Source organism: Marinimicrobium sp. UBA4509, assembly GCF_002388575.1.
In the GTDB taxonomy this organism is placed as follows: Bacteria; Pseudomonadota; Gammaproteobacteria; order Pseudomonadales; family Cellvibrionaceae; genus Marinimicrobium; species Marinimicrobium koreense.
In genome coordinates this window covers 1-11,300 of the sequence record NZ_DGMV01000023.1, presented here as the reverse complement: position 1 = coordinate 11,300, position 11,300 = coordinate 1, and the positions used below count along the sequence as shown (strand labels likewise).

The following is an 11,300-nucleotide window of genomic DNA, read 5'->3' as shown; positions in this document are numbered from 1 at the left end:
CAACCAGCTGCCCGTCGTTCTGGTGGAATCCGGACAAGTTCATTGGTCCGGCCGGTCTGCTCCAGGCCTACCGCTTCCTGGCGGACAGCCGCGACCTGGCCACAGAGAAACGCTTGTCGAACCTGGATGACCCCTTCAGCGTCTTCCGCTGTCACGGCATTCAGAACTGTGTGTCCGTGTGCCCCAAAGGGTTGAACCCGACCCGGGCGATCGGTCATATTCGCACCATGCTGCTGCAAAGTGCGACCTGATCACACTCAGATGTGAGCAACATGGGTCGGGCCGAGAGCCCGGCTGTTCGGCACACCCTCAAGGGTGTGCCTGAGTATTTGAGCGGCGCGTTCTGCCACAAGCGGAGTGCGTTATGGTAGCTAACGGCTAGAGACTAGCAGGGGGAGTATCGGGTAACACCCGATCCGGCCGCCAGCCATCCCGGTGAACCGGTGGTTGGCGAACCCCATGACAAGGTGGGTGTAATGCAAGACAGCATCATGGAGCAATTTTGGCGCACGTCCCATATCTCCGGAGGGAATGCCGCCTACGTCGAAGCGCTCTACGACACATATCTACACGATCCCAATGCGGTTCCCGATGAGTGGCGCAATTACTTTGAGCAATTGCCCCGGGTCAACGGGGTAGTCACCCAAGACGTTCCGCACTCCGTAATCCGCGAGCAGTTCCAGCGTCTCGCCAAAACCCGCTCAGCGACCGCGTCGGCCACGGCGGCGGGCTCCGTCAGCCTCGAGCACGAGCGCAAGCAGGTCAAAGTTCTTCAGCTGATCAGCTCCTACCGCTTCCGCGGCCACCAGAAAGCCCAACTCGACCCCCTCAGCCTGATGGATCGTGAACGAGTTCCTGACCTGGAGCTGGGATTTCATGGTCTGACAGAAGCGGATCTGGACACGGTTTTCAACACCGGCAACCTGTTCATCGGCCGGGAAGAGGCGCCGCTCAAGGACATTGTCGATGCTCTGGAGCAGACCTACTGCGGGCACGTCGGTCCGGAAATCATGCATATCACCAACCTGGCGGAGAAGCAGTGGCTTCAGCAGCGCCTGGAGAGTGTGCGTTCCAAGCCGGACTTCAGCGATGAGCAGCGCCTGGCCGTGTTGGACCGTCTGGTGGCGGCCGAAGGGCTGGAGCGGCACCTTGATAGCAAATACCCCGGGACCAAGCGTTTTGGTCTGGAGGGGGGCGAGAGCTTTATTCCGCTGGTGGATGCGATCGTCAACCGCGCGGGCGGTTACGGCGCAAAAGAAATCGTGCTGGGTATGGCTCACCGTGGCCGTCTGAACACGCTGGTCAACATCTTCGGTAAGAGCCCGTCAGAACTGTTTGGCGAGTTCGAAGGCACCAAGCGTCTGGTGGACACCTCAGGCGATGTGAAATACCACCAGGGTTTCTCCTCCAATATCATGACCCCGGGCGGCGAACTGCACATGGCCATGGCCTTCAACCCGTCGCACCTGGAGATCGTCTCTCCGGTGGTTGAAGGGTCGGTACGGGCCCGCCAGGATCGCCGTGAAGACCCGATCGGCGCCAAGGTGCTGCCCATCGTGGTGCACGGGGACGCGGCCTTCGCCGGTCAGGGCGTGGTCATGGAAACCTTCCAGATGTCCCAGACTCGAGCCTATGCCACCGGCGGTACCGTACACCTGGTGATCAACAACCAGGTGGGCTTTACCACCAGCAAGCGCGAAGACATGCGCTCCACCGAGTACTGCACCGACGTGGCCAAGATGGTGGAAGCGCCGATTTTCCACGTCAATGGTGACGATCCGGACGCGGTGCTGTTTGCGGCCCAGTTGGCGGCGGACTATCGCTATGAGTTCAAGAAAGACGTGGTGATCGATCTGGTCTGTTACCGTCGTCGCGGCCACAATGAGGCTGATGATCCCTCGGCGACCCAGCCTTTGATGTATCAACTGATCCGCAAGCAAAAAACCACCCGTGCGCTCTACGCCGACAAACTGGTGGAAGCTGGCGTGGTGACCGCGGAAAAAGTTGACGAAATGATGAACAACTACCGCGCCGCCCTGGACCGCGGTGAAAGTGTGGCCAACGGCCTGGTCAGTGAGCCGGACCGCTCGCTGTTTGTCGACTGGACGCCCTACATCGGCCACGACTGGAATACGCCGGGCGATACCAGCTTCGACCTGAAACGTCTGCAGGAACTCGGTCACAAGATGTGCGAGATTCCCGACGGCGTGGTGGTGCAAAAGCAGGTCGGCAAGATTTACGACGACCGTCGCAAGATGGCCGGTGGCGCTCTGCCCATCAACTGGGGCATGGCGGAAACGCTCGCCTACGCAACGCTGCTGGATCAGGGCTACGGCGTCCGCCTGACCGGTCAGGATGTCGGGCGAGGCACCTTCTCACACCGTCACGCAGTAGTGCACAGTCAGAAAGACGGTTCCACCTATATCCCGCTGCGTCACCTCAAAGAGGATCAGCCAGCGCTGGATCTTTATGACTCCTTCCTGTCCGAAGAGGCGGTGCTGGCGTTCGAGTATGGCTATGCCACCACTACCCCGAACGGCCTGATCATCTGGGAAGCCCAATTTGGCGATTTCGCCAACGGCGCGCAGGTGGTCATCGACCAGTTCATCACCAGTGGTGAGCACAAGTGGGGTCGCTTGTGTGGCTTGACCATGCTGTTGCCACACGGCTACGAAGGGCAGGGCCCGGAGCACTCCTCCGCGCGTCTGGAGCGCTTTATGCAGCTGTGTGCCGAGCACAACATTCAGGTCTGTATTCCGACCACCCCGGCTCAGGTGTTTCACATGCTGCGCCGTCAGGTGATCCGCCCGATGCGTCGCCCACTGGTGGTCATGAGTCCGAAATGGATTCTGCGTCACAAGCTGGCGACCTCCAGCCTGGAAGATCTGGCCAACGGTCACTTCCACAATGTGATCACCGATGAGCAGGTTGACCCGGCGAAAGCCAAGCGGGTGGTGCTCTGTTCCGGCAAGGTGTACTACCACCTGCTGGAAGAGCGCATGGAACGTGAACAGGATGACGTGGCTCTGGTCCGTCTGGAGCAGCTCTACCCCTTCCCGGAAGAAGAATTGAAAGAGGCGCTGGCGCCTTTCAAAAATCTGAAGGATATCGTCTGGTGTCAGGAAGAGCCCATGAACCAGGGCGCCTGGTACAGCAGCCAGCACCACATGCGGCGTGTGGTGAATGATCACAACCCGGACCTCTATCTCAGCTATGTGGGGCGCGACCCATCAGCGGCACCGGCCGCGGGTTATGCCTCCGTGCATCTGGAAGAGCAGAAGCGTTTCATCAATGAGGCTCTGAGCGTTTGACGCCGGAGCCTGTGTTCGACAAAGAATCCACAGCGATTGCTAAGGACAAAGAATGACTATTGAGATCAAAGCCCCGACTTTCCCCGAATCTGTTCAGGACGGGAGCATCGCCACCTGGCATAAAAAGCCCGGTGAGGCTGTTTCCCGCGACGAATTGATTGTCGATATTGAAACCGACAAAGTGGTGCTGGAAGTGGTGGCACCGGCAGATGGCAGCCTGTCTGAAATCCTGAAAGAAGAGGGCGATACCGTCCTGAGCAATGAAGTCATTGCCAAGTTTGAAGAAGGCGCGGTCGGCTCCAAGAGTGACGACAAAGGCGCCAAGGACGAAAACAAAGGTGATAGTTCCGACGAGAAGAAATCGGAAGAGAAGTCCGAGAGCAAGCCCGCGGACAGCGGCGACCAGTCGGCGTCCAGCGATGACGGTGAAAAACTGCTCAGCCCCGCTGCGCGCAAAATGGCCGATGAAAACAACATTGACCCCAACAGCGTGCCGGGTACCGGGAAAGACGGTCGGGTCACCAAAGAGGATGTGGCCAACTTCCTCAAATCCGGTGACAGCAAGGCCGCCAGCGCGTCGAGCAGTGCCCCGGCCAAAGCCGCGGAAGTCGAAGCGCCCGCCGGCGATCGTGCCGAGAAGCGCGTGCCGATGACCCGTCTGCGCAAGCGCATTGCCGAGCGTCTGCTCGAGGCCTCCAACACCACCGCCATGTTGACCACCTTCAACGAGGTGAACATGGGGCCGATCATGGAGCTGCGGGCCAAGTACAAAGATCAGTTCGAAAAGTCGCACGACGGTACCCGTCTGGGCTTTATGGGCTTCTTTGTGAAAGCCGCCGCCGAAGCGCTGCGTCGCTTCCCCGCCGTGAACGCCTCTATCGACAACAATGATGTTGTCTACCACGGCTATCAGGACATCGGTGTGGCGGTTTCTACCGACAAAGGCCTGGTCGTGCCGGTATTGCGCAACGCTGAGAGCATGGGCCTGGCGGATATCGAAAGCACCATTCGCGACTACGGTCTGCGCGCCCGTGATGGCAAGCTGGGTATTGAGGAAATGACCGGCGGTACCTTCACCATCACCAACGGTGGGGTCTTCGGTTCATTGTTGTCCACTCCGATTTTGAATCTTCCGCAATCCGCCATTCTGGGCATGCACAAGATTCAGGAGCGCCCGATGGCGGTCAATGGCGAGGTGAAAATCCTGCCGATGATGTACCTGGCGCTTTCCTACGACCACCGTCTGCTGGATGGCAAAGAAGCCGTTCAGTTCCTGGTCACTATCAAGGACCTGCTGGAAGATCCGGCGCGCATCCTTCTGGAAATCTGATGAACAAAGCGGGCAGGTTACTGCCCGCTTTGGTATAGCTCACTGACCGAATAATGGTGTTTGGCCCGATGAAGCAAGGGCCAGGCAGCCTTGTAAACCTGGGAAATGAAATATGTCTGATAAATTTGATGTGGTAGTCATTGGTTCCGGTCCGGCCGGATACGTTGCGGCGATTCGCGCGGCGCAGCTGGGTCTGAAAACGGCGTGTGTTGAAAAATGGCAGAACAGTGAAGGTAAGGGCGTCAATGGTGGCACCTGCCTGAATGTGGGCTGTATCCCGTCCAAGGCGCTGCTGGATAGCTCCTACAAGTACCACGAAGCCAAAGACGACTTCAAAGTACACGGTATTTCGACCAAGGGCATCGAGATTGATGTGCCCTCAATGATTCAGCGCAAAGACAACATCGTCAAACAGCTGACCGGCGGTATCTCGGCCTTGTTCAAGGCCAATGGCGTCACCTCCGTTTTCGGCACGGGCAAACTGCTCGCCAACCGCAAGGTGGAAGTGACTGGTCACGACGGTAAAACCAAAACCCTCGAGGCGGATAACGTCATTCTGGCGTCGGGCTCCAAGCCCATCGATATCCCGGTCGCCAAAATTGATAACGACGTGATCGTCGACTCCACCGGTGCGCTCGAGTTTGATGCGGTACCCAAGCGTCTGGGCGTGATCGGCGCGGGTGTGATCGGTCTGGAACTGGGCAGTGTCTGGAACCGTCTGGGCTCCGATGTGGTGGTGCTTGAAGCCATGGACAAATTCCTGTCCATCATGGATCAGCAGATTGCCAAAGAAACCCAGAAAATCCTCACCAAGCAGGGCCTGGATATTCGCCTGAGCTGCCGGGTGACCGGCTCCGAAGTCAAGGGTAAGGAAGTGACCGTGACCTTTACCGATAAAGACGGTAAAGAGCAGAAAGAGACCTTTGACAAGCTGATCGTCTGTGTCGGGCGTCGTCCGTACACCGAAGGCCTGCTGGCGGAAGACAGCGGTGTGAACCTGGACGAGCGCGGTTTTATTTACGTCAACGACCTGTGTGCGACGGGCGCCCCCGGTGTCTGGGCCATTGGTGATGTGGTGCGCGGCCCCATGCTCGCGCACAAAGGTTCTGAAGAGGGCGTGATGGTTGCCGAGCGTATTGCCGGTCAGAAAACCGTGATGAACTACGATGTGGTTCCGAATGTGATCTACACCCATCCGGAAGTGGCTTCCGTCGGCCGCACCGAAGAGCAGATCAAGGCCGATGGGGAGCCCTACAACGTCGGTACTTTCCCGTTTGCGGCCAGCGGCCGTGCCATGGCGGCCAATGAAACCGGCGGTCTGGTCAAAATCATTGCCCATGCGGACACCGATCGCATTCTTGGCGCTCACATTGTGGGACCGAGTGCGGCCGACCTGGTCCAGCAGGTGGCGATTGCAATGGAATTCGGCAGCAGTGCGGAAGATCTGGGTCTGATGGTCTTTGGCCACCCGACTCTGTCTGAAGCTGTGCATGAAGCAGCCTTGGCGGTTCATGGTCATGCGATCCATGTCGCCAATAAGAAGAAGCGCTAATAATAACGAGAAATGACACTGAGTTAGAGAACTCAACCCAGGGGGCAGGCCGCCAAGGCGCGGTCTGCTAATTGGTCATTCTTGCCGGAAATGCCGTAAGAGACCTCGGTCCGGCAACAGACAATGTGGAACTGCACCATGAATTTGCATGAATATCAGGGTAAGCAACTGTTCGCTCAGTACGGACTGCCCGTCTCCAAGGGTGTCGCCGCCCAGACTCCCGCTGAAGCGGTAGCGGCAGCGGACACCATCGGTGGTACCGAGTTCGTCGTCAAGGCCCAGGTTCACGCCGGTGGCCGCGGTAAGGCCGGTGGCGTCAAGCTGGTCAAGTCAAAGGCGGAAATCGAGGCGTTTGCCAAACAGTGGTTGGGCAAAAACCTGGTGACCTACCAGACTGACGAAAACGGTCAGCCGGTCAGCCGCATTCTGGTTGAAACCTGCACCGACATCGATAAAGAGCTGTATCTGGGTGCGGTCGTCGATCGCTCCACTCGCCGCATCGTATTCATGGCGTCTACCGAAGGCGGTGTGGAAATCGAAAAAGTGGCTGAGGAAACGCCGGAAAAAATCCTCAAGGCCACCATCGATCCGCTGGTTGGTGCTCAGCCGTATCAGGGCCGCGACCTGGCCTTCAAACTGGGTCTGGAAGGTAAGCAGATCAAGCAGTTCGTACAGATTTTCCTGGGCTTGGCCAAGCTGTTCAAAGAAAAAGACGTGGCACTGATCGAGATCAACCCGCTGGTGATCACTCCGGCCGGTGACCTGCACTGCCTGGACGCCAAAGTGGCGATCGACGGCAACGCCCTGTACCGTCACGACGACCTGCACGAAATGCACGATCCGTCCCAGGAAGACGCCCGTGAAGCGCACGCCGCCAAGTGGGAACTGAACTACGTGGCACTCGATGGCAACATCGGCTGCATGGTAAACGGCGCTGGTCTGGCCATGGGCACCATGGACATCGTCAAGCTGCACGGTGGTGCGCCGGCGAACTTCCTGGACGTCGGTGGCGGTGCCACTAAAGAGCGCGTTGTGGAAGCGTTCAAAATCATTCTGTCTGACGAAAACGTCAAGGCTGTTCTGATCAACATCTTCGGCGGTATCGTTCGCTGTGACCTGATCGCCGAAGGCGTGATTGGCGCCGTGGAAGAGGTGGGCGTGAAGGTGCCGGTGGTTGTGCGCCTGGAAGGTAATAACGCCGAGCTGGGCGCCAAAGTACTGGCGGACAGCGGTCTGAACATCATCGCCGCGACCAGCTTGACTGACGCTGCTCAGCAAGTGGTTAAAGCCGCGGAGGGCTAAGGGCGACCGGAAACTGAATGTTTCCGCAGCGCCCTTAGCGACCGGCCAGGACGGCCGGGCCGGACCCAGACACCAGGGACGGTTTTACACTCCGCAGCAACACAGAATTTGAGGACTCAACAATGAGCGTTTTGATCAATAAAGATACCAAAGTGATCTGCCAGGGTTTCACCGGTGCCCAAGGTACCTTCCACTCTGAGCAGGCAATTGCCTACGGCACCAAGATGGTCGGCGGTGTCACCCCAGGCAAGGGTGGTCAGACTCACCTGGGCCTGCCGGTGTTCAACACCGTGGCGGAAGCCGTGGCCGAAACCGGCGCCGAAGCGTCCGTCATCTACGTACCGGCTCCCTTCTGTAAGGACTCGATCCTGGAAGCGGCCAACGCCGGTATCAAGCTGATCGTGTGCATTACCGAAGGCATTCCGACTCTGGATATGCTGGACTGTAAAGTGAAGTGCGATGAGCTGGGCGTGCGCCTGATCGGCCCCAACTGCCCGGGTGTGATCACGCCGGGTGAGTGCAAGATCGGCATCATGCCGGGCCACATTCACAAGCCGGGCAAGGTGGGCATCGTATCCCGCTCCGGTACCCTGACCTATGAAGCGGTCAAGCAGACCACCGACTTCGGTTACGGTCAGTCCACCTGCGTCGGCATTGGTGGTGACCCAATCCCGGGCTCCAACTTCATCGATATTCTGGAGATGTTCCAGAACGATCCGAAGACCGAAGCCATTGTGATGATTGGTGAGATTGGTGGTAGCGCGGAAGAAGAAGCCGCCGCGTTCATCAAGGCCAACGTCACCAAGCCGGTGGTGTCTTACATCGCGGGTGTCACGGCACCGAAGGGTAAGCGCATGGGCCACGCGGGTGCGATCATTGCCGGCGGTAAGGGTACGGCTGACGAGAAGTTCGCCGCTCTGGAAGACGCCGGTGTGAAAACCGTACGCAGCCTGGCGGACATCGGCCAGGCTCTGAAAGAAGCCACTGGTTGGTAAGTCTTTCAGTCAAAAAAGGCGGCCTGCGAGCCGCCTTTTTTGTGTCTGTTGTCTTATTTCTTGAGCGACGTTTTAGTCCGGCGTTGGGGAGGAATACCATGTGGAGACCCGCCGTGAATACATCCCTGTAGGCTTCGCGTCGGCATCCATGCCTTCGAGAGTCTCCAAACGATCTACCCCTCTCCCGCCTAAGTGCCACAGGTCGCGTAGGGCGGATAAGGCCAAAGGCCGCATCCGCCGTAACCCCACTTACATCACCCGTTGGCCCGGCTTGGCACCACTATGGGGCTCCAAAATATGAATATCTTTGCCCCCGGGCCCAGCCGCCAACACCATGCCCTCACTCATTCCGAACTTCATCTTACGCGGCTTGAGGTTGGCAACCATGATGGTCAGCTTGCCCTGGATATCTTCCGGGGCATAAGCATTCTTGATACCCGCAAACACATTGCGGGTTTCGCCCCCGAGGTCGAGTGTCAAGCGCAGCAGCTTATCGGCGCCCTCGACATGCTCGGCCTTGGCGATCAGGGCCACGCGCAGATCCACCTTGGCAAAGTCGCCAAATTCGATTTCCTCGGCAATCGGCTCGTCGGCTAGAGGGCCGGACGCTTTCTGGGCCGGGGCGGCCTCTTTGCTGGCTTCGACCATGGCGTTTACGTGCTCCTTCTCCACCCGGGTCAGTAGGGGCTTGAATTTCTCGATGCGTTCACCGCCACGGAAACGCAGGGGCTGACTCCAGTCCAACGTCTCGCTCAGGAAGGCTTCGGCCTTCTCCGCCAGCTGTGGCAGTACCGGCTTGAGCCAAGTGACGAGTGCGCGGAAGCAGTTCAGGCCCTGGGTGCAGATGGCCAGCACCTCGGCCTCGGAGCCGTCCTCTTTGGCCAGTTTCCAGGGCTCCTTGGCCGCGATGTACTCGTTGGCGGCGTCCGCCAGGGCCATGATCTCGCGCATGGCCTTGCTGAATTCGCGGTTCTCGTAGTGCTCGGCGATGCTACTTTCGGCATCCACAAACCGCTGCCAGAGCTCGGGCTCGGCGATGTTGTTGGCCAGGGTGCCGTCGCTTTTCTGGACAAACTTGGCGGTACGGCTGGCGATGTTGACCACTTTGCCCACCAGGTCGCTGTTCACCCGCTGGATAAAGTCGTCCAGGTTCAGGTCCAGATCGTCCACGGCACCGGTCAGTTTGGCGGCAAAGTAGTAGCGCAGGTATTCCGGATTCAGATGGTCCAGATAGGTCTGACCATTGATGAAGGTCCCGCGCGACTTGGACATTTTTTTGCCATTGACGGTGACAAAACCGTGCACGCAGATTCTGGTCGGGGTCCGGAAACCCGCCGAGTGCAGCATCGCGGGCCAGAACAGGGCGTGGAAGTTGATGATGTCCTTGCCGATGAAGTGGTACACCTCGGCGTCGGAGTCCGGCTTCCAGTAGTCGTTCCAGTCCTTGCCCTGGGCGTCCAGCAGGTTTTTCAGGCTGGCGATATAGCCGATGGGGGCGTCCAGCCAGACATAGAAGTATTTGCCGGGTTGGCCGGGAATTTCGAAACCGAAGTAGGGGGCATCCCGGGAGATATCCCACTCGTGCAGGTCTGAATCCAGCCACTCGGACACTTTGTTGGCCACTTCGTCCTGCAGGTGGCCCGCGCGGGTCCACTGCTTCAGGAAGTCGGCAAACTCAGGCAGCTTGAAAAAGAAGTGCTCGGACTGCCTGGGTACCGGTGTGGCACCGGACAGCGCGGACACCGGGTCGATCAGGTCCATGGGCGAGTAAGTGGCACCGCAGGCTTCGCAGTTATCGCCGTACTGGTCTGGAGTTTTACATTTCGGGCAGGTGCCTTTGATGTAGCGGTCGGCCAGGAACAGCTCTTTTTCCGGGTCAAACGCCTGGGTAATTTCGCGCCGGGCGATATGGCCATTGGCGTCCAGGCGGGTGTAGATCAGTTCGGCCAGCTCGCGGTTTTCCGCGGAGTGGGTGCTGTAGTAGTTGTCGTGCTGGATCAGAAATCCTTCGGACACGGCTTTATGGGCGGTGTGCATCCGCTCGATGTGCTGCTCGGGGCTCAGGCCCAGTTCTTCTGCCTTGAGGGTGATGGCGGTGCCGTGGGCGTCGTCGGCGCAGACGTAGAGACAGTCGTGGCCACGCAGTTTCTGGAACCGCACCCAGATGTCGGTCTGGATCTGTTCCATGAGGTGCCCGAGGTGTAGGTCGCCGTTGGCGTAGGGGAGGGCACTGGTCACGAGGATTTTGCGGGCGGCTTGGCTCATGGTCTCTGCGATCGTCTGATGGTGAAAAAAGGAGGCGCACTATAGCAAATTTTGCCCGTTTCTTCAGGGGGTTAGCCGGAAAAGTTGACCACAACACTTGGTTTTTCCCGTTTCGATGCAATAATGTGGGCACGGAACCCTTTTTATGATGGCTTTGGTGGGTGCTAGACCGACCGGCCGAGACGGGGAAGGGTGTTTGGAAACCCGCCGTGAATACATCCCTGTAGGCTTCTCGTCGGCTCCCTGCCTCCGAGAGTTTCCAAACACCCTTCCCCGTCTCGGCCTCAGTGCCACTTTGCAATGCAGGTGGTAATCCGCGGGCAGCCTCCATCTTGGTACATGCCATGTGTCGGCGTAGGGCGGGTCGGTCCGACGTTTCGGAGCGCAAAGCGCGCACCCGCCGTAACCGAAGGTAATTCACAGATGGCCGGTTTTTTGGTGGATGACGCCTTTGGCTTATCCACCTTACGTGCAAGTTGGCACTGAGGCCCAGGAGGGGGGAGCCCCATCGGAGACTCTCGAAGGCATGGATGCCGACGAGAAGC

At 58.7% G+C, this 11,300-nt stretch carries 7 protein-coding genes; 6 read left to right on the top strand and 1 reads right to left on the bottom strand.

The annotated features are described in order from the left end of the window. The 6 genes from B3520_RS02580 to sucD all read left to right on the top strand — a co-directional run. On the top strand, positions 1 to 251 hold a 251-nt coding region (locus tag B3520_RS02580; protein WP_286875348.1), incomplete at its 5' end, for a 4Fe-4S dicluster domain-containing protein. Positions 252 to 476: 225 nt separating this feature from the next. Next, positions 477 to 3,311 carry a 2-oxoglutarate dehydrogenase E1 component gene (locus tag B3520_RS02575; protein WP_123637613.1) on the top strand — a complete coding sequence of 945 codons (2,835 nt, stop codon included), beginning with the start codon at positions 477 to 479 and terminating at the stop codon, positions 3,309 to 3,311. 52 nt (positions 3,312 to 3,363) lie between these two features. After that, positions 3,364 to 4,641 carry a 2-oxoglutarate dehydrogenase complex dihydrolipoyllysine-residue succinyltransferase gene (gene odhB / locus B3520_RS02570; RefSeq protein ID WP_286804983.1) on the top strand — a complete coding sequence of 426 codons (1,278 nt, stop codon included), beginning with the start codon at positions 3,364 to 3,366 and terminating at the stop codon, positions 4,639 to 4,641. A 112-nt stretch (positions 4,642 to 4,753) separates the two neighbouring features. Then, entirely contained in the window at positions 4,754 to 6,193 is a 1,440-nt protein-coding gene (gene lpdA, locus B3520_RS02565; protein ID WP_024460479.1) for a dihydrolipoyl dehydrogenase, read from the top strand. A gap of 138 nt (positions 6,194 to 6,331) precedes the next feature. Beyond that, positions 6,332 to 7,495 (top strand): ADP-forming succinate--CoA ligase subunit beta, encoded by a 1,164-nt coding sequence (gene sucC / locus B3520_RS02560; protein WP_123637610.1) that lies wholly within the window; start codon positions 6,332 to 6,334, stop codon positions 7,493 to 7,495. Positions 7,496 to 7,617: 122 nt separating this feature from the next. Further along, a complete protein-coding gene (gene sucD / locus B3520_RS02555; protein WP_024460477.1) occupies positions 7,618 to 8,490 on the top strand; it encodes a succinate--CoA ligase subunit alpha in 873 nt (290 codons plus the stop codon). 249 nt (positions 8,491 to 8,739) lie between these two features. Here sucD and metG read toward each other — a convergent pair whose 3' ends face one another. Beyond that, positions 8,740 to 10,755: a methionine--tRNA ligase gene (metG, locus tag B3520_RS02550; RefSeq protein WP_286875345.1), complete on the bottom strand. Its 2,016-nt coding sequence runs from the start codon at positions 10,753 to 10,755 to the stop codon at positions 8,740 to 8,742. Between the last annotated feature and the right edge of the window lie 545 nt (positions 10,756 to 11,300).

What these genes read in the sequence shown, in the direction of transcription:
- B3520_RS02575 (WP_123637613.1), top strand. Translation starts at nt 477, where the DNA reads ATGCAAGACAGCATCATGGAGCAATTTTGGCGCACGTCCCATATCTCC.
- odhB (WP_286804983.1), top strand. Translation starts at nt 3,364, where the DNA reads ATGACTATTGAGATCAAAGCCCCGACTTTCCCCGAATCTGTTCAGGAC.
- lpdA (WP_024460479.1), top strand. Translation starts at nt 4,754, where the DNA reads ATGTCTGATAAATTTGATGTGGTAGTCATTGGTTCCGGTCCGGCCGGA.
- sucC (WP_123637610.1), top strand. Translation starts at nt 6,332, where the DNA reads ATGAATTTGCATGAATATCAGGGTAAGCAACTGTTCGCTCAGTACGGA.
- sucD (WP_024460477.1), top strand. Translation starts at nt 7,618, where the DNA reads ATGAGCGTTTTGATCAATAAAGATACCAAAGTGATCTGCCAGGGTTTC.
- metG (WP_286875345.1), bottom strand. Translation starts at nt 10,755, where the DNA reads ATGAGCCAAGCCGCCCGCAAAATCCTCGTGACCAGTGCCCTCCCCTAC.